Here is a 21148-nt window from a genome sequence, read left to right as displayed (position 1 = left end):
TGCGGTTGCTTTGAATGATCCTCCGCCCGGAGCGGCCGCTCCCTTTCGCCGCGTCATGGCCCGGCTTCTCTCCCTGAGGGCTCGGTGCGGTGGCCGCGTTCATCCGTGTCCCGCCACCCGCCGGCCTGCCCGCAGGCTGGCGCCGTGCATCAGGGCCGAGCGACTCCCCTCCGCTCGGAGCCTGCCTGCCGGTGTGTGTGGCTATCCATGTCATCACATTGAAAACATGTGTGAAAAATTAATCACATCAAATCCATTGACTTTATATAATAATGTCCGTCATTTTTATGGGGAATGACGGAGACCCCGATGAGTGCGTTCCAGTCCCCCGCCGCCAGCCCCGACTTCTTCTGGTTCATCCCGACCCATGGCGATGGCGCATATCTGGGCTCGGAGACGCGGCAGCGCCCGCCGGAATTCGCCTATTTCCGCGAGGTGGCGCAGGCGGTGGACCGGCTCGGCTTCAAGGGCGTGCTGCTGCCCACGGGGCAGAGCTGCGAGGACAGCTGGATCACCGCCGCGGGTCTTGCCACGGCCACCGAGCGGCTGCGATTCCTGGTGGCGCTGCGCCCCGGGGTCACCTCGCCCGCCTTCGCGGCGCGGCAGGCGGCGGCGCTGGATCGATTGAGCGACGGTCGGCTTCTCCTCAACGTGGTGGTGGGCGGCCATCCGGCCGAGCTCGCGGCCGACGGCATCTTCCTCGATCATGACGCGCGCTACCGGCAGGCCGACGAATTCCTCGCCATCTGGCGCGACCTGGTGGCGGGCAAGACCGTGGACTTCAATGGCCAGTACTACCAGGTGGAGCACGGCCGCCTCGATTTCCCGGTGGTGCAGCAGCCCCATCCGCCGCTCTGGTTCGGCGGCTCGTCCGACGCCGGCCACGAGGTCGCGGCCGAGCACGTCTCCACCTATCTGTCCTGGGGCGAGCCGCCCCACATCCTGAAGGATAAGCTGGCCGACGTGCAGGCCCGCGCGGCCAAGCGCGGGCGCAAGCTGAAGTTTGGCCTGCGTATCCACTTCATCGTCCGCGAGACCGAGGCGGAAGCCTGGGCGGCGGCGGACCGGCTTATCTCGCGCATCTCCGACGAGCAGATCGCCGCTGCCCAGAAGCGCTTCAAGGACGAGATGGATTCCGTCGGCCAGGCGCGCATGGCGGCCTTGCAGCCCGGAGACCGCAACCGGCTGGAGATCGCCCCGAACCTTTGGGCCGGGATCGGCCTTGTGCGCCGCGGCGCCGGGACCGCGCTCGTGGGTGACCCCAGGAGCGTGGCGGCCCGCATTCGCGAATATCAGGAGATTGGCATCGAGACCTTCATCGGCTCGGGCTACCCGCATCTGGAAGAGGCCTACCGCGTCGCCGAGCTGCTGTTCCCCGAGCTCGGCATCGACGGCCGCCGCCGCAAGGTTTCAGACAACATCGTCAACGAGTTCGCTGTGGGCTCCCACAGCGCGGAACGGCGTCTTGCCGCCGTTTCCTGATCTCGATCGAGAGGACAGATCCATGACCCGCCGTCCCGCCGCACGCCTCTCCACCACCACCCGCCGCGCCGCGATGGGCGCGATGCTGGGGGCCGTGCTCGCCTTCGGTCCGCTTGCGGCCGGGCCGGCCCGCGCCGAGGGCACGCTGCGCATCGCCCAGCAGTTCGGCACCCTCTACACGCCCTTCCATGTGATGAAGGAGAAGGGGCTGATCGAGAAGCACGGCAAGGCCCTGGGCATCGACATCACCGTGGACTGGACGCGCCTGTCCGGCGGCTCGGCGGTGAACGATGCCCTGCTTGCCGGCAACATCGACATCGCCTCGGCCGGCATCGGCCCGTTCCTGACCTTGTGGGACAAGACGCGCGGTACCGCCAACGAGGTGAAGATCGTCGGGGCGTTCGGGGCGCAGCCCAACTTCCTGCTCACCAACAATCCCAATGTGAAGACCATCAAGGACTTCACCGAGAAGGACCGCATCGCCATGCCGGTGGCCGGCGTCTCGGTGCAGGCGCGCATCCTGCAGCTGGCGGCGGAGCAGGCCTTCGGGCCCGGCAATGCGAAGAAGCTCGATTCACTGATGGTGACGCTGCCTCATCCCGATGCCACCGCGGCCCTCATCTCCGGTTCCACGGAGATCACCGGCTACCTTTCCAACGCGCCGTTCCAGAACCATGCATTGAAGGATCCGAAGGTCCGCAAGGTCTTCTCTTCCTACGAGATCTTCGGCGGCCCGGTGACCCCCACCGTGGCCTATGCGACGGTGAAATTCCGCAAGGAAAATCCGAAGACCTACAAGGCGTTCCTCGATGCCTTCGAGGAGGCGACCAAATGGGTGGCGCAGAACACGAAAGAGGCCGCTGAGATCTATGTGAAGGTGGAGCAGTCCAAGCTCGATCCGGCCTTCATCACCGAGGTGCTTTCCGACCCCGACACCCAGTACACGCTGGTGCCCCTCGGCACGCTGAAGTTCGCCGAGTTCATGAACCGTATCGGTGCCATCAAGGCGGCGCCCACCAGCTTCAGGGACTTCACGTTCGAGGACCTGCATTCGGCATCCGGCAGCTGAGGAGGCACCCATGACGGCGCTCTCCATGCCTCCGCCTCCCGAGGTCCGCGGTGCCGTTCCGGTGCTGGAGGCGCGCGGCCTGACCCTCGATTATGCCAGCCCCGCCGGCCGCCTCCGGGCGGTGGAGGATGTCAGCTTCGGCGTGGCGGAACGCGAGCGGCTGGTGTTGCTGGGGCCGTCCGGCTGCGGCAAGTCCTCCATCCTCAAGGCGCTGGCGGGCTTCATCCGGCCGGCGTCGGGGGCGGTGAGCATCCGCGGCGCCGCCGTGACCGGCCCCGGGCCGGACCGCATCGTGGTGTTCCAGGAGTTCGACCAGCTCCTGCCCTGGAAGAGCGTCACCGACAACGTGGCCTTCCCGCTGCGGGTCGCCCGCGGCATCCCGCTGAAGGAGGCCCGCGCGCGAGCTGAGGCGGCACTGGTGAAGGTGGGCCTGTCCCGTGCCCTCCATGCCTATCCGCACACGCTTTCCGGCGGCATGAAGCAGCGCGCCGCCATCGCCCGGGCGCTTGCCGCCGAGCCGGACGTGCTGCTGATGGACGAGCCCTTCGCCGCGCTCGACGCGCTCACCCGCCGCACCCTGCAGGAGGACCTGCTGGCCCTGGCCGAGGAACAGGGCTTCACCCTGGTGTTCGTGACCCATGCCATCGACGAGGCGGTGCTGGTCGGCACCCGCCTGCACCTGCTCGCCGCCCATCCCGGCCGCACCATCGCCAGCTTCGAGACCGCCTGCCTCGGCCTCGCCGAGCGCGGCACCCCGGCCTTCGAGCAGGTGGTGCGAGACGTGCACAACCTGCTCTTTGCCGATGGAGGCCACCATGTCTGACGCCGATCTCGCCCGCGCCGACCGGCTCGTCGCCGGCGCGCCGGCCGCATCGGGGCGCCGTTTCGAGCCTTCGGCGGCGCTCGCGGCGCTCTGGCAGGTCACGCTGGTGCGGCGCGCGGTGGTACTGGCAAGCCTCGCCGCCCTCTGGCAGGTGGCCGCGCTCTGGCAGAACAATCCGCTCCTCTTTCCCACCTTCACCGATACCATGTCGGCGCTGGTGGAGGCGTTGCGGCACGAGGACCTCTTCCCCGCCTCCGTCGCTTCGCTGACGGTGCTGCTGAAGGGCTACGTGCTGGCGGTCGCGCTGGCGCTCACCGTCGTGTCGGCGGCCATCGCGGTGCCCTTCCTGAAGGAGGTGCTGCTGACGCTCACCGCCATGTTCAATCCGCTTCCGGCCATCGCCCTCCTGCCGCTGGCCATGCTGTGGCTGGGCCTGGGTGAGGCGAGCCTGCTGCTGGTGATGGTGCATGCGGTTCTCTGGCCGTTCGCGCTTGCGGCGCTGACCGGCTTCGAGCAGGTGCCGGAGACCCAGCGCCTCGTCGGCCGGAACTACGGCCTGAAGGGCGTCTCCTACGTGGGGCTCATTCTCATCCCCGCCGCCTTGCCGTCCCTGCTGTCAGGGTTGAAGATCGCCTGGGCCTTCGCCTGGCGCACGCTGATCGCGGCGGAGCTGGTGTTCGGCGTCTCCTCCCGCTCCGGCGGCCTCGGCTGGTTCATCTATCGCAACCGCAACGAGCTGCTCACCGACAAGGTGTTCGCCGGTCTCGTGACCGTCATCCTCATCGGCTTGCTGGTGGAGGTGCTGTTCCGCCTTGTGGAGCAGCGCACGGTCGTTCGCTGGGGTCTCCAGCGCTGACATCGGGCGAGGCCGAGGCCTCTCCCCATCCGCGGCCCGCGGACGATCCGGCCGTGCTCGCGCCGTCGCGGCCGGAACACCCTGGCCCCTTGCAGGGCTTGCCACATTCCTTAAGGCTTGGCAGGGCGCCATTCCTGAAGGCCAAACCGGCCTCGGCTCCCGTTTCTTTTGCTGGCTGCGCAACCGCGATGATTGCCCACGGCGCTCCGTCGGGCCGGTTGCGGCCGGCGGGAAGTCCGGCCGGCCGAGGAAAAGTGCCCGGCCGCTGGTGCAGGGCGACCGGGCGCTTCATCGTTCCGAGGGGCGGGGATCGCCGAGGCCGCCGGCCTCACACTGCGGCAAGGATCCGGCGTTGCAGGTCCGCGGTGGCGGCGCCGTCGGTCCCGGCTCGGGGACGGGGGAGGTCCACCTCCACGTCGAGGGCGATCTCGCCTTGCCGCAGCACCACCACGCGATCCGCCAGCGCCACCGCCTCGGCGACGTCGTGGGTGATGAGGACCACGGTGAAGCCGTGCTCTGTCCAGATCCGCTCGGTCAGGCGATGCATTTCCGACCGGGTCAGCGCGTCGAGGGCGCCGAATGGCTCGTCGAGGAGCAGCACGCCGGGCCGGGAGACGAGGGCGCGCGCCAGCGCCACGCGCTGCTTCTGCCCGCCGGACAGCACCGAGGGCCAGTCGCGCCCGCGATCGGCGAGGCCCACGTCCTTCAGCGCCGCATAGGCCTCCTCGCGCCATGCGGGGCCGCGGGCGATACCCACATTGCCGAGCACCCGCTGCCACGGGGCGAGGCGGGCATCCTGGAACAGCAGGCGCACCTGCGGCATCAGGCCGGCGACGCGCGTGTCTCCCACGAGCACGTCGCCGGAACTCGCGGAATCGAGGCCGCAGATGAGGCGCATGAGCGTCGTCTTGCCGCCGCCGGAGCGGCCGACTACCGCCAGGAACTGCCCGGCGGGGACGTCGAGGTCGAGCCGGCGCAGCACCGGGCGGGCACCGAAGCTCTTGGTGACGCCGGAGAGACGGATGGGCTCGCCCTTCCAGCGCCGGGGCGCGGCGGGAACAGCCTGGGCGCCGGGAGGCGTGCCGGCGTGGGACAGCCGCGCCCGGGTGGCGATCTCGGCATCGGTGGCGGCGAAGATCTCCATCACGCAGCTCCCTGCGTATCGCCCTGATAGGCGGGATGCCAGGCCAGCGCCCGGTGCTCGATGGCGCGCGTGAGGCTGTCGGCCAGCTTGCCGAGCAGCGCGTAGGCGAGGACACCCAGCACCACCACGTCGGTCTGGAGGAATTCGCGGGCGTTCATGGTCATGTAGCCGATGCCCTCGGTGGAGGAGATGGTCTCTGCCACGATCAGCGTCAGCCACATGATGCCGAGGGCATAGCGCAGGCCCACCAGCACCGACGGCAGCGCCCCGGGCAGCACGATGCGCCAGAACAGGGCGGCATTGGACAGGCCATAGACCCGCGCCATCTCCACCAGCCCCCGGTCCACCGTGCGGATGCCGTGGAAGGTGTTGAGATAGATGGGGAACGCCACCCCCACCGCCACCAGGAAGATCTTCGCCTCCTCGCCGATGCCGAACCACAGGATGACGAGGGGGATGATGGCGAGGTGTGGCACGTTGCGCAGCATCTGCAGGGTCGAATCGAACGCCGTCTCCGCCGGCCGCCACACCCCGTTGAGCACCCCCAGCGCAAAGCCGATGGCCCCGCCGATGGCGAGGCCCGTCAGCGCCCGTCCGGTGGAGACGTAGATGTTGGCCAGCAGTGTGCCGTCCTTCAGCGTCTGCCAGAAGGCGAGGGCGACGTCGCTCGGCGCCGGCAGCACGCGGGAGGACAGGAACCCCAGGCTCGCCGCCGCCTGCCAGAAAGCGAGCACGCCGAGCGGCAGGGCCCACGGCAGGAGCGCCCGGCCGATGGCCGCCGCCTGCGTGGCGGCGAAGACGCCGACCGCCGCGCCGTCCCCGCCACCGGACGCCTCCTCAGCGGAGACGGGCGGAACCGCGCCCTGGGCGAAGGCGACGGCCTGCGTCTGTGCGGTAGGGCTCATGACCTGTCCCCTCAGGATTTCGGCGCCCGCAGGGCGTCGGAGATGCGGACCGGCTTGGGGATGAGGCCGAGGGCGAGGAAGGCATCCGCCACCTTCTGCTGCGCCGCCGCCACCTCGGGGGTGATCGGCTTCACGTCATACTGCTGGCGAGCCAGGGCCACCTCGAGGATGGGGGCGGGAATGCCGATGAGGGGCGAGAACTCGGCGGCGGCGGCCTTCGGATTGGCCTTCACCCAGGCGCCGATCTCGGCGACGCCGGCGAGCACCGCGTCCACCACCTGCGGCGCCTGGTCCACGAACGCCTTGGTGGAGAAATAGAACTGGTAGTTGGAGACGATGCCGGTGCCATCCGCCAGCTGCCGTGCCTCGATGGTCTTCTCGGCTGCGGCCTGGAAGGGGTCCCAGATCGCCCAGGCGTCCACCGAGCCGCGCTCGAAGGCGGCGCGGGCGTCGGCAGGGGTGAGGTAGGCGGTCTTGATGTCGGTGTAGGGAACGCCCGCCTTCTCCAGGGCCTTCACCAGCAGGTAATGGACGTTGGAGCCCTTGTTGAGGGCCACCGTCTTGCCCTTCAGGTCGGCCACCGTCTTCAGCGGGCTGTCCTTGGGCACCAGGATGGCCTCGCCCTGCGGCGCGGCAGGCTCATAACCCACGTAGACGAGCGGGGCGCCGGCGGCCTGGGCGAAGATGGGCGGGGCCTCGCCCGTGTTGCCGAAGTCGATGGCGCCGGCGTTGAGCGCCTCCAGCAGTTGCGGCCCCGCCGGGAACTCGGCCCATTTCACGCTGTAGCCGAGCGGCTTCAGCTTGCCCTCCAGCAGGCCCTTGTTCTTGAGCAGGATGAGGGTGCCGTACTTCTGGTAGCCGATGCGCACCACCTTCTCCTGCGCCAGAGCGGGCGCGGCGGCGAGCGTGCCGGCAAGACCGGCGGCGAGCAGGGCGAAGCGGCGGCGGCTGATGCCGTGGGACATGAGACGGGTTCCTTGCTGCCAGAAGGGATCAGAGGGCGAGGCCGCGATAGCCGCCGGCCCAGTAAAGGAGGGGATCCGCATTCTCGGTGATGCGGGAGGCCACCACCCGGCCGATGACGATGAGATGGGAATGCCGCTCGATGGCGTCCTCCAGCACGCAGTCGAAGGCGGCGAGGGCATCGGCCAGCACGGGCGCGCCGGTTTCCAGGCGGGCCCAGTCGGCGCCCTCGTAGCGCGCTGGCCCCTTGAGGCCGCCCTTGCCGGCGAAGCGATCCGCAACCGCCTCCTGGTGCGGGCGCAGCACGTTGATGGCGAAGGCTCGCTCCTTCAGCAGCGGCGCGACGGACGAGGCCGCGCGGTTCACGCAGATGAGCAGGGTCGGCGGCTCCACCGACAGGGACGACACGGAGGTCGCGGTGAGCCCGGTGCGCTCGTCTCCCTGGCCGACGGTGAGGACGCTGACGGCGCCGGCAAGCTTGCGCATGGCGGCGCGGAAGGCGAGGGCGGCCGGGGTCAGCTCATTCGCGGCGGGGGAGGGGGCGACGGCAGCGGAAGAGACGTGCGCGTTCATCGGATGGCCTTCTAGGGCGGACGGCGACGCGTCGGAGCGGAATCAGGCCGCAGCGCCGCGGGCAGGTCGGAGGCACCTCCGGAAGACTCCGGAGGCGGTGGATCGGAGAAAAGGATAGACAGGCGGGGCAAACTACGTCAATAAATTCTATCAAATTTATAGATTTAAGTCGGGCGATGCGAGGCGTCGCCGGGCCGCCTCAGCCGGAGCTTGTCCATGAGTTCGTCCACGTCCGCGATCGTCGCCGATCCGACCCTGCCCGCCGCCAAGGAAGCCAACGTGCTGTGGTTTCTGCCGACGCATGGCGACGGTCACTATCTCGGCACGTCGCACAAGGCGCGGGAGGTGAACCTCGCCTATCTCAGGCAGATCGCGCAGGCAGCGGACCAGCTCGGCTATTTCGGCGTGCTCATTCCGACCGGCAGAAGCTGCGAGGACAGCTGGGTGGTCGCCTCGGCCCTGGCCGGGCTCACGGAGCGGCTGCGGTTCCTCGTGGCGGTGCGTCCCGGCCTGCTCTCGCCGGCGGTGGCCGCGCGCATGACGGCAACGCTCGATCGCATCTCCGGCGGGCGGGCGCTCATCAATGTGGTCACGGGCGGTGACCCGGTGGAAAATCGCGGCGACGGCTTCTTCGCGGACCATGCGGAGCGTTACGAGATCACCGCCGAGTTCCTCGACATCTACACCCGGCTGCTGAAGGGGGAGGAGGTGACCGTCTCCGGCAAGCACCTGCAGGTGGAGGGCGGCAAGCTGCTCTATCCGCCGGTGCAGCAGCCCCATCCGCCTTTGTACTTCGGCGGCTCTTCCGCCCCCGCCCATGACGTGGCGGCGCGGCAGGTGCAAAAATACCTTACCTGGGGCGAGCCGCCGGCGCTGGTGGCCGGCAAGATCCGCGACATCCGCGCCCGCGCGGCGGCGGTGGGGCGCGAGGTCACCTTCGGCATTCGCCTGCACGTTATCGTCCGCGACACGGCGCAGGAGGCCTGGGCGGCGGCGGACGACCTGATCCGCTACATCGACGACGCCACCATCGCCGAAGCGCAGAAAGTGTTCGCGCGCATGGATTCCGAAGGCCAGCGGCGGATGAGCGCGCTGCACGGCGGCCGCAGGGACAAGCTTGAGGTGAGCCCGAATCTGTGGGCCGGCGTTGGTCTCGTGCGCGGCGGCGCGGGCACGGCGCTCGTGGGCGATCCCGAGACGGTGGCGGAACGCATGAGGGAATACATGGCCCTGGGCATCGATACCTTCGTTCTGTCCGGCTATCCCCACCTGGAGGAGGCCTATCGCTTCGGCGAAAGCGTGCTGCCGCTGCTGCCGCGTGCCGCCGGCACCGGGGCGCCGGGGGTGGTCACCAACCACCGCGGTCCCTTCGGGGAGATTATCGGCAACACCATCGTCCCGGAGGAACGGCGCGTCTCGGCCTCCTGAACGCGGCCGGAAGGCGAGGAGCTCCGCCATGCTGAACGTGTGGGAAACCCGCAAGTCCATCATCGTCGTGGGGGGCGGCTTCACTGGCACGCTGTTCGCGCTCGCAGCCGCCGCGGCCCCGGGCTTCGACGTGGTGCTGGTGGAACGCGCGCGGGACGCCGGGCCGGGCCTTGCTTATGGTGCGTGTGCCCCCTGCCACCTGCTCAACGTCCCCGTGGCGCGGATGGAGGTGGGGCTGAAGCCGACCTTCGCCCATTGGCTGGTGAGCTGCGGCGCCGACCTGTCCGACGCCATCGACGAGGCGGGCGGGGATCTCTCTCGCGCATTTGTGCCCCGTGCCTTGTTCGGCGCCTATCTCGCCGAGCGCCTTGAGGAGGCGCTGGCCAGTCGAGGGGAACGGCTGAGGCGCGTGCGCGGCGAGGTGGTGCGCGTTTCCGATCGCCCGGTGCCCTGCGTCCAGCTCGCCGATGGCCGGCGCCTGGAGGGGACCCATGTGGTCCTCGCCACCGGCAACCTGCCGCCGAAGCCCCCCCGGTGCCGCGACAATGGGGTCTACGACAGTCCCCTGTTCGTGCCGGATCCATGGCGCTGGGAGGACCTCGAAGCTTTGCCGGCCGATGCGCCGGTGCTGCTCATCGGCTCCGGCCTCACCATGGTGGACGTGGCCCTGATGCTTGCCGGGCGCGGCCATCGCGGGCCCCTCTGGAGTGTGTCTCGCCACGGCCTCCTGCCCCATACCCATGCCGATGTCGCCGGCCTCGGCGGCGGGGTCGAGCCCTTCCTCGATCCGGCGGAGGCGCGCGATCCGGTGCGGACCCTGCGGGTGATACGCGCCGCCGTGGCCCGGGCGGGGGAGAAGGGCGTGCCGTGGCAGCGGGTCATGGATGCGGCTCGGCCCGCGTTGGCAGCGGTCTGGGCCGGCTGGTCGCAGGCCGCGCGGGAGCGCTTCCTGCGCCACGGCCGCACCTATTGGGACATTCATCGGCACCGCATGGCGCCGCGCATCGCCACCGGACTGGAAGCCCTGACCGGTTCCGGCCGGCTCAAGGTGCTGGCTGGCCGCCTCAGTGGCCTGGAGCGGGTGCCGGGGGGCGTTGCCGCCACCGTCCGGCGGCGCCATTCCGGCCGCACCCTGGCGCTGGAGGTGTCGCGGGTGGTGAATTGCACCGGCCCGCGGTCGGACTTCGCAAGTCTGGCCCTGCCGCCCTTCGACGGGCTCATGGCGGCCGGGCGCATCGTTCCGGACGCCTTGGGCCTCGGCCTCGAGACCCGAGGCTCGGCGGTGCTCGACCGCTTCGGCCATGCATCGGATTGGCTGTTCGCGCTGGGCCCGCTCACCCGCCCCTCCTTCTGGGAGGTGACGGCGGTGCCGGAAGTGTCGGCGCAGGTGCACCGGCTGGTGGAGGAGCTCTCCCGTCCCTCCGGCCGCTCGCATCGGCCCGACGCAGGCCTCATCGCCGAATTCGTCAATCTCGGCGAAGGCATCTGATGCCGCCGGCCCTGTTTGCGGTCCGCGCCGTGCGGGCTGGCCGGCGACTCATTCCGAATGAACTGCCGCGGAGGCGCTGACGCCGCCGCGCGCCCGGTATAGAGGCGCGGGCGGCGGTGCCGGCCGTTCAGATCTTGTATTCGTAGAGCAGGCGGGCGCGGATGGTGCCTTCCAGCGCGCGGATGTCTTCGAGCACGTTATGGGTGTCCGCTGCGGAGGCGTCCGCGTCGAGCACCACGTAGCCGACGTCCGCATAGGTCTCGTAATATTGCGCGGCGATGTTGACCGAGTGCCGCGCAAGCACCTCGTTCAAGCGGCCGAGCATGCCCGGCAGGTTGCGCTGCACCTGGATGAAGCGGGTGCCCATGGGGCGCGCCGGCAGCTGCACCTGCGGGAAGTTCACCGCGCCCACCGTGGAGCCGGTGTCGCTGTAGTCCACGAGCTTGCGGGCCACCTCGGCGCCGATGCGCTCCTGCGCCTCCTCGGTGGAGCCGCCGATGTGCGGGGTCAGGATCACGTTCGACAGCCCCTGGAGGGGAGAGACGAAGCGCTCGCTGTTGGAGCCAGGCTCCACCGGGAACACGTCCACCGCCGCGCCGCGCAGCCGGCCTTCGCGCAGGGCGTCGGCGACGGCGTCGAGATCCACCACCGTGCCGCGGCTGTTGTTGATGAAATAGGCGCCGTGCTTGATGGCCGCGATCTCCGCGCGGCCGATCATGCCGTGGGTCGCCGGGGTCTCGGGCACGTGCAGGGTCACCACGTCGCTCTGGGCCAGGAGCTCCTCGAGCGAGCCCACCGGCTCGGTGTTGCCGTGGCGCAGCTTGTCGGTCAGGTCATAGAAGATGACCCGCATGCCCATGGCTTCCGCCAGGATCGAGAGCTGGGAGCCGATGTTGCCGTAGCCGACGATGCCCAGAGTCTTGCCGCGCACCTCGTGGCTGTTGGTGGCCGACTTGTCCCACTTGCCATCATGCGCGGCGCGCGAGCGGTCGGGAATGCGCCGCAGCAGCATGACGATCTCGCCGATCACCAGCTCGGCGACGCTGCGGGTGTTGGAGAACGGCGCGTTGAAGACGGGAATGCCGTGGGTGCGGCACGCGTCGAGGTCCACCTGGTTGGTGCCGACGCTGAAGCAGCCCACGGCGATCAGCCGGTCCGCCGCCTCGAGAACGTCGGCGGTGATGTGGGTACGCGAGCGGATGCCGAGGATATGGACGCCCTTGATGGCCTCCTTCAGCGCGTCACCATCGAGGGCCTTCGTCAGCCGCTCCAGATTGGTGTAGCCGGCGGCGGTCATCAGCTCGACCGCGCTGTCGTTCACACCTTCGAGCAGCAGCACACGGATCTTGTCCTTGGCCAGCGAGAGCTGCGGCAATTGGGAATGGCTGTCGTGCACGATCTCGACGTCCTTCGGCGAAAAATGTCAGAAAGCCGGAACCGGGCCGGCTTGAAACGGCGGGTCCTGCCCCTTTGGGCGGAACACCCGCGGGCGGGCGAGAACTTACTGTTTTTGCAGCCCGCGTCTAGGCTCGCGGGGGCATGGCAGGGGGTCGCGACATGCGGCTCAGCGCCACCCTGGCGTGGCTGCGGGGCGAAGGGCGCCCTGCGCATTCACATAGATCGCATAGAGCGAGGCCTGTGCGGTGATGAACAGCCGGTTCCGCTTCGGTCCGCCGAAGCACAGGTTGGAAACGCGCTCCGGTAAGGGCAGGCGGCCGAGGCGCGTGCCATCGGGCGCGTGGCACTCGACGGCGCGAAAGGCCGAGGTCCACACATTGCCAGATGTGTCGCAACGGAAGCCGTCGAAGAGCCCATCCTCCAGGGCTGCGAACACGCGTGGCGCGGCCACGGTGCCATCCGGCTCGACGTCATAGGCCATGATCACGCGCGGATGGCCCGGCGCATGGCTCACTCCGGTGTCGCTGACATAAAGCGTACGCTCATCCGGTGAGAAGGCGAGCCCGTTGGGTTGCAAAAGGTCCGTCACCACCGCATCGAGGGCGCCGGTGCGGGGATCGAGGCGATAGACGTTCTGCGCCCCGATCTCGGACGGCGCAGCATCGCCCTCATAGTCCGTGTCGATCCCATAGGTAGGATCGCTGAACCAGATGGTCCCATCCGACTTCACCACGATGTCGTTGGGCGAGTTGAGGCGCCGGCCCTCGAAATGGGTCGCGAGGACGCTGATGCTGCCGTCGTGCTCGGTGCGGCTGATGCGCCGCGCCCGATGCTCGCAGGTCACGAGCCGGCCCTCCAGATCCACGGTATTGCCATTGCTGTTCGCCGACGGCGCACGGAACACGGAGACGCCGCCGTCGGTCTCGTCGTAGCGCAGGAGCCGGTCGTTGGGGATGTCGGAGAACAAGAGGAACCGTCCGGCGGGGAAATAGGCCGGGCCCTCCAGCCATCGCGCGCCGGTCCATAACTGCTCCAGCATCGCCGTGCCAAGCATCAGCTTCTGGAAGCGCTGGTCGAGGATCTCGAAGCCGTTCACGTCCGCCGTCCACGCGTCGGGCGGCGTGTTCCCCGCGGCGTCACGACGTCTGCCCCGCGAGGAGCGCGCCATAGGCGGCGAGGGCCTCCAGGTGGCCGGCGTCCGCGCGCAGGCCCACGTGCCCGTCGGGGCGGACGACGAAAAGCGTCATTTCGCCGACGCCCAGCCGGTCGGCCGCCGCTGGCGCGATCCGGCCATGCCCGTCGGCGCCCTCGGGGTGGGCGGTGAGGGCGAAGGCGGCTTCGAGCACAGGAAGGTCCGCGCCCGACTCGACGGCGCCGTGGAGGCCCGCAAGCGCCTCCTTGCAGGTCGAGGCCCCGGCGATGAGCAAAGCCGTGTGGCCCTGGCGTTGGGCCAGCTCATGAAGGTAGAGGGCGCCACCGTCAGCGGATTGCACTTCGAGCCGGTCGGGCAGGCGCTGCCCCGGCCCGAGCCGCTCGCTGGGGTGCCCCATGACGACGGGGGAGCTGCCATAATCGATATCGAACTCCGCCTCGGCCACCGCCTCCAGGTGACGCGTGGCGGGGTCGGCGAATACCGCGCGAATTTCCGCATCCCGTGCCCGGCGCTCGTCCGGATCCTTCACCAGTTGCACGCTTTCGGCCATGTCGCCGGAAGCCGCCACCTTCTGGGCCACGGGGCGGCGCTCCGCCTCATAGCTGTCGAGAAGGTCGTCGGCCGCCTGCCCCTGGCAGACGAGCGCGAGCTTCCAGGCGAGGTTGAAGGCATCCTGCAGACCGGTGTTCATGCCATGCCCCTGCGCAGGACTGCAGGTGTGGGCGGCATCGCCCGCCAGCAGCAGGCGACCGGCGCGGAACTTCTGCGCCACCTTCGAATGGCAGTGGAAGCGCGTGGGATTGGCCACCGCCTCGAACTGGACGCCGGGCAGGTAGCGCTCCAGCGTGCCTGCGGCATCCGCAACGAGGTCGGAGGTCTCCGAGCTCGGCCGCAGATAGATGCGCCAGCGCTCCTCCGGCAAGGCCGTGAGGATGACCGGCAGATCGTCGAGATAGGCGTAATTGGCCTCGAAGGAATGGGGCCATGCGCGCACCGCGGCGTCGAACACGGCCCAGGGCTCCTCGATGTCGTGTCCGTCCTGGCCGATACCCGCCAGCGTGCGCACGGTGCTGCGGTGGCCGTCGCAACCGACCACCCACTGGGCGAGAATGTGGGTCTGCGTCCCATCCTGTTCCACGGTTGCCAGAACCCCGTCCTCGCGTTCGGCGAGGTCGACGAGCCGGGTGGCGCGCGTGACCGCGCCGCCGAGCCGGGTGAGATAGTCGGTCAGGATCGCCTCCGTGACCTCCTCCGAGACCCCCAGGTTGAAGGGGTAGCGGCTTCGGCACAGGGACAGGTCGATGTCACCCAGGAGGTTCCCGTTGGAATGGATGCGGGCCCGCCGCTGCTTCACCCCGGCCGCGAGCAGCGGCTCGGCGATGCCAAGGGATTCGAAGACCTCGATGGATCTTGGATGCACCACCGTCGCCCGGTCCCAGGCCAGCGGCTTGTCGTGCGCGTCGATCAGGAGGCAGCCCACGCCACGGCGTTGCAGCTCCGCGGCGAGCAGGAGGCCGGTGGGGCCGGCCCCCACCACCAGGACAGTCACAGCAGATACCAAGGCAACCCCTCCCTCCGAAAGCGCCCCATCATGCCCATAAGCGAAGCGACCTCAAGGGGTTCGCCACGCGGGTATGAGGGTCACGGAGGGGGAGCGGGGGAGACCTCAGTCGGCGGGCGTCGGCTCCGACTGGGGCGCGCTGGTGGCGTTGGGATCGCCGGGTTCGGTCTCCCAGGCCAGACCCGGGATGGCGACGATGCGCCGGCCGCGGCCGTCCAGCCGGCAGACGATCACCTGCCGCTCCTCCATGTAGGCGAGCAGCCGCCGCGCGCGGCCGGGCGAGCGGCTGCCATAGGCGCGCGCCACCTCCGCGTCGGACGGGCAGGGGCGATGGTCGAACGCGGCGCGGGCAAGGGAGAGGAACACGCCCTGCATGTCCTCCGGCAGGGCGCCGGCCATGGTCAGCACCTCGGCCCAGGGCGAGTCCTCCGCCTCGGCCTCGGCAATGTCGATGCCCGCATGGGCCACCGCCAGCCGACGGCGGAAGGCGGCCAGACTCAGCGTCTCGCCGCCCACGCGGCGGATGCGGCAGCGGACCAGGAAGTCCTGGTACAGCACGGCGATGGTGCGGAAGCCGGCGTCGCTCTCGGCGAGGATCTCGCGCAGCGCCGCGTCGATGGCGGCCTGCCGCTGCTCGGGCGAGAGGCTGGGCACGGGAGCCGGCGCCGGGCTCGGCGAAAAGCCGGGCGGGGGCTCGGTGATGGAGGGTAGGGCGGGCGGCGTGCCGCGGGCCAGCTGGGCCAGCACGTCAGCTGTCGGCGCCACCGCCGGCAGGCGACGGGGCACGAAGAGCTTTCCCTCGTCCGCGCCGGGCGTGAAGATCAAGTCGTGGGCGTCCTCGGCGGCGGCGGGCCCGGGCAGCGGCAACAGCTTGGGGCTGGTGGAGCGGGCGGAGGTCTCCACCGGGCCGATGCGCACCGGCAGGGGGCGCCGCGCCAGCGCCGGGCCGAGGGCGACGAAATTGCCGCTCTCCAGATCCCGGAACATTTCCGCCTGCCGCCGCTCCATGCCGAGCAGGTCAGCGGCGCGGGCCATGTCGATGTCGAGGAAGGTGCGGCCCATCAGGAAGTTGGAGGCCTCCGCCGCCACGTTCTTGGCGAGCTTGGCGAGGCGCTGGGTGGCGATGACCCCGGCGAGACCGCGCTTCCGGCCCCGGCACATGAGGTTGGTCATGGCGCCGAGCGACACCTTGCGCGCCTCGTCCGACACTTCGCCTGCCGCGGCAGGGGCGAATAGCTGGGCCTCGTCCACCACCACCAGGATGGGGTACCAGACATCCCGGTCGGCATCGAACAGGCCGCCGAGGAAGGCGGCGGCCGCGCGCATCTGCTGTTCGCTGTCCAGCCCTTCGAGGTTGAGCACCACCGACACACGATGCTGGCGCACCCGCGCGGCGATGCGCTGGAGGTCTGCCTCGCCGCGCTGGGCGTCCACCACCACATGCCCGTAGCGGTCGGCGAGCGTGACGAAATCGCCTTCCGGATCAATCACCGCCTGCTGCACCCAGGGTGCGCTCTGCTCCAGCAGGCGGCGCAGCAGGTGCGACTTGCCCGAGCCGGAATTGCCCTGCACCAGCAGGCGCGTGGCCAGGAGTTCCTCGAGGTCCAGCACGGCCGCGCTCCCGCCGGTGCGGGTGCCGAGGTCGATGGACACCTTGGCGGGCGTCGTCATTGCGGCGCCGAAGCGGGGCAGGGGAGGCAGGAGATCATGGCGGGACTCATATCGATTCGCGCCACGGGTTCAACTGCGCCGCACGCGGGGGCGCCGTGCCGGCGGTGCATTTGGCGCCGAACCTGCATGGGCGGGCCGATGGCCCCCGGGTCGTGAAGCCTTTCCTACAAAAGCGCGGGAAGGGCGCCGGCCGAGGCATGGAAGCGCGCCATGGCGGACACAGAGGAATGGGTCATCTGGAACGGCTCCCTCGGGATCCTCGACATGGTGACCATCGGCAGGATCGAGGAGGCGGACGGCGGAAGGAGCGGCTTCCTTGCCCCGCCTTATGGCGTGGTCGGCCCCTTCAGCATGGACGAGCTGGAGGAGAAGGGGCGGATTTCCTTCGGCGAGTGCCTCGTCATGTCGCGCCTCAGGTGGCAGGAGGACCAGGTCGAGCTGCGCGTCGAGGCCATGAGGAAGCGCCGGGCCTTCCTGTTCCAGGCCGGGCTCGACGACGACGACAAGGAGCATCGTGAGGCGCTCAACCTGCCCATGGACGGCACGCTCACCTCCTCCGAAATCAACAACGCCTTCCGCAAGCTCGCCAAGGTGGCCCATCCCGATGCCGGCGGCAGCAGCGAGCAATACCGCCGCATCGCCGAGGCGCGTGACGCGCTTCTGGAGCTGTGCGAGGGCGCATCCTGAGGTCCTGGATGGTCGCCGCGGTGGCTGGGGAGGGCGCCCGGCGCCTGTCCCCGGATCGGACGCTTGGGGGGTGCCGACGGGCTGAGCCGGAAACAAGCGGGGATGCGAACGAAAGCGGCCGACCGGCGTTGGCCTTCCTCGCGTTCCGGTGCAGCGGACCGGGCGCCCCTGGCGAGCCGCCCGGCGCAAATGTCAGTGGGCGTGGCCCAGATAGGCGGCGCGCACGGCGGGATCGTTCTTCAGCGTCTCCGCGGGACCATGGGCGGCGAGCCGGCCATTCTCCATCACATAGCCGAAGTCCGCCACATCGAGGGCGGCGGCGGCGAACTGCTCCACGAGCAGCATGGTGATCTTCGCCTCCTTGAGCCGGGCGATGGTGGCGAACACCTCCGCCACCAGGCGCGGGGCGAGGCCCATGGAGGGCTCGTCCAGCAGCAGCACGCGCGGATCAAGCATCAGCGCGCGGGCCATGGCCAGCATCTGTTGCTCGCCGCCGGAGAGCGTGCCCGCAAGCTGCGCCCGGCGTTCCGCGAGGCGTGGGAACAGGGCGAACATGCGCTCCAGGTCCGCTTCCACGTCTCCCCGCGGGCGGGCGCCGGTGAGCCGTGGGAAGGCGCCCAGCAGCAGGTTGTCGAGCACGGTCTGCGTCGGGAACACCCGCCGGCCCTCGGGCGAGTGGGCGAGCCCCTTCTTGGTGATCTTGAAGGAGGGCAGGCCGGTGATGTCCTCCCCGCCCAGCCGCACGGAGCCGGATTCGGGGGCGATCATGCCGGATACCGCGCGCAGCGTCGTGGTCTTGCCGGCGCCGTTGGAGCCGATGAGGGTGACGAGCTGGCCTTCCTCCACCTTCAGGGAGAGGCCGTGCAGCACTTTCACCTTGCCGTAGCCGGCGACGAGATCGTTCACTTCGAGCATCCCGTCCTCCTCATTCCGCAGCGGCGGCAGCGCCGCCGAGATAGGCCTCGATCACGCGCTTGTCCGCCTGCACCGCGGCCGGCCGTCCTTCCGCGATCTTCTGGCCGAAGTCGAGCACGGTCACGGTGTCGCACAGGCCCATGACCACATCCATGTGATGCTCGATGAGCACGAGGGTGACGCCCGCGTCCCGCACCTTCCGGATGATCTCCACCAGGTGCTTGATGTCCGGCGCGGTAAGGCCGGCGGCGGGCTCGTCGAGCAGCAGCAGCTCAGGGTCGAGCGCCAGTGCGCGGGCGATCTCCAGGAGGCGCTGCTTGCCATAGGGCAGGTTGCGCGCCTCCTCGTTGGCAAGATCCGCGAGGCCGACGAAGTCGAGAAGGCTCATGGCCCGCTCGCGCGCCGCCTTCTCCTCCCGCCGGATGCGCGGCAGGCCCAGCGCCACCTCGACGAAGGTGGCTTGGTACGTATGGTGGAGGCCCACCAGCACGTTCTCGATGAGGGTGAGCTCGGCGAAGAGCTGCACGTTCTGGAAGGTGCGGGCGATGCCCTCGCCGGCGATGTCGGACGAGGTGCGCCCGGCGATGTCCTGTCCCTTGAAGCGGATGGCGCCGGCCGTCGGCACGTAGATGCCGGTCAGCACGTTCATCATGGTGCTCTTGCCCGATCCGTTGGGGCCGATGAGGCCGTGGATCGTGCCGCGCTTCACCTCGATGCTCACGGTGTCGAGGGCCTTCAGGCCTCCGAACTGCATCACCACCCCGTCCACATGCAGCAGCACGCCGGCCGCCTGCTCGCGGGCGGAGGTGACGGGCATGCTCGCCGCCTCCGCGTGGATCACCGCATGGGTCTTCACAAGGTTCGGCCAGAGCTGGGCCGCGGTCTTCTTCAGGAAACCGACGATGCCTTCCGGCAGATAGTAGACCACGAACAGGATCATCACGCCGAACACGGCGAGCTTGTAGTCCGTGATCTTCTGAAGCAGCAGCGAGAAGACGAAGAAGGCGATGCAAAGCCCCACCGGGATCGCCGTCTTCAGCCGCTCCTCGGGATGCTGGAAGAAGCTGCGCGCCCCGGCGATCAGGGCGATGACCGCGATGGTGCCGGCGATGTAGCGGAACAGCTCGATGTCCGAGAGCAGGTTCGGCAGGAACACGATGATCACGGCGCCGAGGATGGGCCCGAGGCGGGACTTGCGCCCGCCCACCGTCACCGCCAGCAGGAACTGCACGGAGAGCTCGAAGCCGAAATTGTTCGGCGCGATATATTGCTCAGAATAGGCGAACAGGGCCCCCGCGAGCCCGGCGAAGCCGGCGGAGACGACGAATGCCAGCACCTTGTGCTTGTAGACGCTGACCCCCATGCAGTCGGAGGCGATGGGGCTGTCGCGCAGCGCCTCGAACGCCCGGCCGAGGTGCGAGGCGAGGATGCGGTTGATCACCACCAGGGTGAGCACCAGCGCGATGGCGGCGATGTAGAAATACTCCACCTCCTTCATGCGCTTGAGCGACATGTCGAAGAGCGGGATGGTGTCGCCGAGCCACCTGAGGTCCAGGAACAGCGGGGTGGTCAGCTTGATGCCGAGCGGGCCATTGGTGAGGTCCGTCATCTCGTTGATGAGGATCTGCACGATGGTGCCGAAGGCGAGCGTCACCATGGCGAGGTAGGGCCCCGTCACCCGCAGCGCCGGCAGCGCCAGCACGATACCGAACAGGGCGGCGACGATCACCGCCAGCGGCAGCGCCGGCCAGAAGCCGATGCCGAAGTGCATGGCGAGGCCGCCGGCCGTGTAGGCGCCGATGCCGAACAGGGCGGCATGGCCGATGGACACCTCGCCCGTGTAGCCGAACACCACGTCGAGCCCGAGCAGCAGGATCGAGAAGATGGCGATGGTGACGAGCAGGTGCAGGTAATAGGGGCTCGTCACCGCGAACGGCAGCACGACGAGCACGGCAAGGCCAAGGAGCGACCCCGAGGAAGAGAGGAGACGGCGCGCCAGCATGGGCTCAGACCTTCTTGATCGTGGCGCGGCCGAAGAGACCCGACGGCTTCAGCGACAGCACGAGGAGGAGGAGGACCAGGCCCGGCACGTCCTTGTAGCCGGTGGAGATGTAGTAGCCCGTGAGCGTCTCGGTGATGCCGAGGATGAGGCCGCCGACGATCACGCCCATGCCGCTCGAGAGGCCGCCGATGATGGCCACCGCGAAGGCCTTGAGCCCCAGCACCGCGCCCATGGTGGCGCCGGTGAGGGTGACCGGGGCGATCAGCACGCCGGCGAACGCCGCGGTCATGGAGGACAGGGCGTAGGAGAAGGTGATCACGCGACGGGTGTCGATGCCCATGAGGCCAGCCGCGTCGCGATCATTGGCGGTGGCGACCACCGCCTTGCCGAAGATGGAGCGGCGGTTGAAGATCTCCACCGCCAGCATGATGGCGAGCGCGCCGAGCACGATGGCGATTTCCATGGGCTGGATGCGCACCGGGCCGATGGTGAGGGCGGCTTCCGGCAGCGGTGAGGGAAAGCGCAGGGCGTCGCGGCCCCAGATGTTCTCGGCGAGATTGCGGAAGATGATGCCGAGGGCGATGGTCGCCATGATCCAGCCGGCTTCCGACTTCGCCTTCACCGCCTGACGGACGCCCAGCCATTCCACCACCGCGCCCTGCGCGAGGCCGAAGGCGAATACGACGGGCAGCATGATCAGGTAGGCCCAGAGGGTGCCGAGCGCCTGGCCGATGAGGAAATTGACCGTGGTCAGGCCCACCAGCGCGCCGAGCATCAGCGCCTCGCCCTGGCCGAAGTTCAGCGTCTTGGACGTGGCAAAGGTGAGCTGGTAGCTGAAAGCAATCACGCCGTAGATCATCCCTACGGCGATGCCGCTCACGATGAGCTGCAACAGGATGTTCATGGCAGTCTCCGGGCCATGCCCCGCGCCGCGCACGGGGAAGCCATTCGGGGCTGTGAAAAGGGACGCCGCCCGTCAGTTGCCGGATCGGCGCGCCCTGGGCGCCGATCCGGCAACGTCTGGTTCTG

At 69.3% G+C, this 21148-nt stretch carries 18 protein-coding genes; 7 read left to right on the top strand and 11 right to left on the bottom strand.

The window, feature by feature from the left end; genetic code table 11:
• Positions 1-309 precede the first annotated feature (309 nt).
• Genes ssuD (V5F59_RS13715) through V5F59_RS13700 form a run of 4 tightly spaced genes read left to right on the top strand, consistent with a single transcriptional unit; the run spans position 310 to position 4230 of the window.
• Positions 310-1482 (top strand): FMNH2-dependent alkanesulfonate monooxygenase, encoded by a 1173-nt coding sequence (gene ssuD, locus V5F59_RS13715; RefSeq protein ID WP_393978265.1) that lies wholly within the window; start codon positions 310-312, stop codon positions 1480-1482.
• A gap of 22 nt (positions 1483-1504) precedes the next feature.
• Entirely contained in the window at positions 1505-2551 is a 1047-nt protein-coding gene (locus V5F59_RS13710; RefSeq protein WP_393978263.1) for an ABC transporter substrate-binding protein, read from the top strand.
• Between the two features lie 10 nt (positions 2552-2561).
• Complete coding sequence (locus V5F59_RS13705; protein ID WP_393978261.1) at positions 2562-3374, top strand: ABC transporter ATP-binding protein; 813 nt, start codon at positions 2562-2564, stop codon at positions 3372-3374.
• Complete coding sequence (locus V5F59_RS13700; protein WP_393978259.1) at positions 3367-4230, top strand: ABC transporter permease; 864 nt, start codon at positions 3367-3369, stop codon at positions 4228-4230. The genes V5F59_RS13705 and V5F59_RS13700 overlap by 8 nt, the downstream gene beginning before the upstream one ends.
• A 328-nt stretch (positions 4231-4558) precedes the next feature.
• Here the strand turns inward: V5F59_RS13700 and V5F59_RS13695 are convergent, their stop codons facing one another.
• Genes V5F59_RS13695 through V5F59_RS13680 form a run of 4 tightly spaced genes read right to left on the bottom strand, consistent with a single transcriptional unit; the run spans position 4559 to position 7815 of the window.
• Complete coding sequence (locus V5F59_RS13695; protein ID WP_393978257.1) at positions 4559-5374, bottom strand: ATP-binding cassette domain-containing protein; 816 nt, start codon at positions 5372-5374, stop codon at positions 4559-4561.
• Entirely contained in the window at positions 5374-6279 is a 906-nt protein-coding gene (locus V5F59_RS13690) for an ABC transporter permease subunit (protein ID WP_393978255.1), read from the bottom strand. The genes V5F59_RS13695 and V5F59_RS13690 overlap by 1 nt, the downstream gene beginning before the upstream one ends.
• A gap of 11 nt (positions 6280-6290) precedes the next feature.
• Complete coding sequence (locus V5F59_RS13685) at positions 6291-7244, bottom strand: sulfonate ABC transporter substrate-binding protein (RefSeq protein WP_393978253.1); 954 nt, start codon at positions 7242-7244, stop codon at positions 6291-6293.
• A gap of 28 nt (positions 7245-7272) precedes the next feature.
• Complete coding sequence (locus V5F59_RS13680) at positions 7273-7815, bottom strand: flavin reductase family protein (RefSeq protein WP_393978251.1); 543 nt, start codon at positions 7813-7815, stop codon at positions 7273-7275.
• A gap of 216 nt (positions 7816-8031) precedes the next feature.
• Between V5F59_RS13680 and ssuD (V5F59_RS13675) the strand changes: the two genes are divergently transcribed.
• Together ssuD (V5F59_RS13675) and V5F59_RS13670 are read left to right on the top strand one after the other, a co-directional pair.
• Positions 8032-9243, top strand: a complete 1212-nt coding sequence (gene ssuD / locus V5F59_RS13675; protein ID WP_393978249.1) for an FMNH2-dependent alkanesulfonate monooxygenase — start codon at positions 8032-8034, stop codon at positions 9241-9243.
• A gap of 28 nt (positions 9244-9271) precedes the next feature.
• Positions 9272-10732, top strand: coding sequence for an FAD/NAD(P)-binding protein (locus tag V5F59_RS13670; RefSeq protein ID WP_393978247.1), 1461 nt, complete (start codon positions 9272-9274; stop codon positions 10730-10732).
• Positions 10733-10859: 127 nt separating this feature from the next.
• Here the strand turns inward: V5F59_RS13670 and serA are convergent, their stop codons facing one another.
• The 4 genes from serA to V5F59_RS13650 all read right to left on the bottom strand — a co-directional run bounded on the left by serA (position 10860) and on the right by V5F59_RS13650 (position 16515).
• A complete protein-coding gene (serA, locus tag V5F59_RS13665; RefSeq protein WP_393978245.1) occupies positions 10860-12128 on the bottom strand; it encodes a phosphoglycerate dehydrogenase in 1269 nt (422 codons plus the stop codon).
• A 168-nt stretch (positions 12129-12296) separates the two neighbouring features.
• Positions 12297-13184: an SMP-30/gluconolactonase/LRE family protein gene (locus V5F59_RS13660; protein WP_393978616.1), complete on the bottom strand. Its 888-nt coding sequence runs from the start codon at positions 13182-13184 to the stop codon at positions 12297-12299.
• Between the two features lie 82 nt (positions 13185-13266).
• Positions 13267-14844 carry an FAD-dependent monooxygenase gene (locus V5F59_RS13655; protein WP_393978243.1) on the bottom strand — a complete coding sequence of 526 codons (1578 nt, stop codon included), beginning with the start codon at positions 14842-14844 and terminating at the stop codon, positions 13267-13269.
• Between the two features lie 105 nt (positions 14845-14949).
• The gene (locus V5F59_RS13650; protein ID WP_393978241.1) at positions 14950-16515 is read right to left on the bottom strand and encodes an ATP-binding protein; all 1566 of its coding nucleotides are present in this window, start codon (positions 16513-16515) and stop codon (positions 14950-14952) included.
• Positions 16516-16725: 210 nt separating this feature from the next.
• Here V5F59_RS13650 and V5F59_RS13645 point away from each other — a divergent pair, with 210 nt between their 5' ends.
• A complete protein-coding gene (locus tag V5F59_RS13645; RefSeq protein WP_393978239.1) occupies positions 16726-17202 on the top strand; it encodes a J domain-containing protein in 477 nt (158 codons plus the stop codon).
• A 192-nt stretch (positions 17203-17394) separates the two neighbouring features.
• Here the strand turns inward: V5F59_RS13645 and V5F59_RS13640 are convergent, their stop codons facing one another.
• From V5F59_RS13640 to V5F59_RS13630, 3 genes are read right to left on the bottom strand one after another with little or no spacing between them, the layout of a single operon-like run.
• Positions 17395-18117 (bottom strand): ABC transporter ATP-binding protein, encoded by a 723-nt coding sequence (locus tag V5F59_RS13640; protein WP_393978237.1) that lies wholly within the window; start codon positions 18115-18117, stop codon positions 17395-17397.
• Positions 18118-18127: 10 nt separating this feature from the next.
• Entirely contained in the window at positions 18128-20119 is a 1992-nt protein-coding gene (locus V5F59_RS13635; RefSeq protein WP_393978235.1) for a branched-chain amino acid ABC transporter ATP-binding protein/permease, read from the bottom strand.
• A gap of 4 nt (positions 20120-20123) precedes the next feature.
• Positions 20124-21023 carry a branched-chain amino acid ABC transporter permease gene (locus V5F59_RS13630; protein WP_393978234.1) on the bottom strand — a complete coding sequence of 300 codons (900 nt, stop codon included), beginning with the start codon at positions 21021-21023 and terminating at the stop codon, positions 20124-20126.
• Positions 21024-21148 lie beyond the last annotated feature (125 nt).

The sequence above is a fragment of the Xanthobacter nonsaccharivorans genome (genome assembly GCF_043194755.2).
Taxonomy (GTDB): Bacteria; Pseudomonadota; Alphaproteobacteria; order Rhizobiales; family Xanthobacteraceae; genus Xanthobacter; species Xanthobacter autotrophicus_G.
Note: the sequence above shows the minus strand (reverse complement) of the source record. Positions and strands in the feature narration are given on the sequence as shown.

What these genes read in the sequence shown, in the direction of transcription:
- V5F59_RS13685 (WP_393978253.1), bottom strand. Translation starts at nt 7,244, where the DNA reads ATGTCCCACGGCATCAGCCGCCGCCGCTTCGCCCTGCTCGCCGCCGGT.
- V5F59_RS13640 (WP_393978237.1), bottom strand. Translation starts at nt 18,117, where the DNA reads ATGCTCGAAGTGAACGATCTCGTCGCCGGCTACGGCAAGGTGAAAGTG.
- V5F59_RS13630 (WP_393978234.1), bottom strand. Translation starts at nt 21,023, where the DNA reads ATGAACATCCTGTTGCAGCTCATCGTGAGCGGCATCGCCGTAGGGATG.
- V5F59_RS13635 (WP_393978235.1), bottom strand. Translation starts at nt 20,119, where the DNA reads ATGCTGGCGCGCCGTCTCCTCTCTTCCTCGGGGTCGCTCCTTGGCCTT.
- V5F59_RS13670 (WP_393978247.1), top strand. Translation starts at nt 9,272, where the DNA reads ATGCTGAACGTGTGGGAAACCCGCAAGTCCATCATCGTCGTGGGGGGC.
- V5F59_RS13695 (WP_393978257.1), bottom strand. Translation starts at nt 5,374, where the DNA reads ATGGAGATCTTCGCCGCCACCGATGCCGAGATCGCCACCCGGGCGCGG.
- V5F59_RS13645 (WP_393978239.1), top strand. Translation starts at nt 16,726, where the DNA reads ATGGCGGACACAGAGGAATGGGTCATCTGGAACGGCTCCCTCGGGATC.
- ssuD (WP_393978249.1), top strand. Translation starts at nt 8,032, where the DNA reads ATGAGTTCGTCCACGTCCGCGATCGTCGCCGATCCGACCCTGCCCGCC.
- V5F59_RS13705 (WP_393978261.1), top strand. Translation starts at nt 2,562, where the DNA reads ATGACGGCGCTCTCCATGCCTCCGCCTCCCGAGGTCCGCGGTGCCGTT.
- V5F59_RS13690 (WP_393978255.1), bottom strand. Translation starts at nt 6,279, where the DNA reads ATGAGCCCTACCGCACAGACGCAGGCCGTCGCCTTCGCCCAGGGCGCG.
- ssuD (WP_393978265.1), top strand. Translation starts at nt 310, where the DNA reads ATGAGTGCGTTCCAGTCCCCCGCCGCCAGCCCCGACTTCTTCTGGTTC.
- V5F59_RS13660 (WP_393978616.1), bottom strand. Translation starts at nt 13,184, where the DNA reads ATGCTTGGCACGGCGATGCTGGAGCAGTTATGGACCGGCGCGCGATGG.
- V5F59_RS13650 (WP_393978241.1), bottom strand. Translation starts at nt 16,515, where the DNA reads ATGACGACGCCCGCCAAGGTGTCCATCGACCTCGGCACCCGCACCGGC.
- V5F59_RS13680 (WP_393978251.1), bottom strand. Translation starts at nt 7,815, where the DNA reads ATGAACGCGCACGTCTCTTCCGCTGCCGTCGCCCCCTCCCCCGCCGCG.
- V5F59_RS13700 (WP_393978259.1), top strand. Translation starts at nt 3,367, where the DNA reads ATGTCTGACGCCGATCTCGCCCGCGCCGACCGGCTCGTCGCCGGCGCG.
- V5F59_RS13710 (WP_393978263.1), top strand. Translation starts at nt 1,505, where the DNA reads ATGACCCGCCGTCCCGCCGCACGCCTCTCCACCACCACCCGCCGCGCC.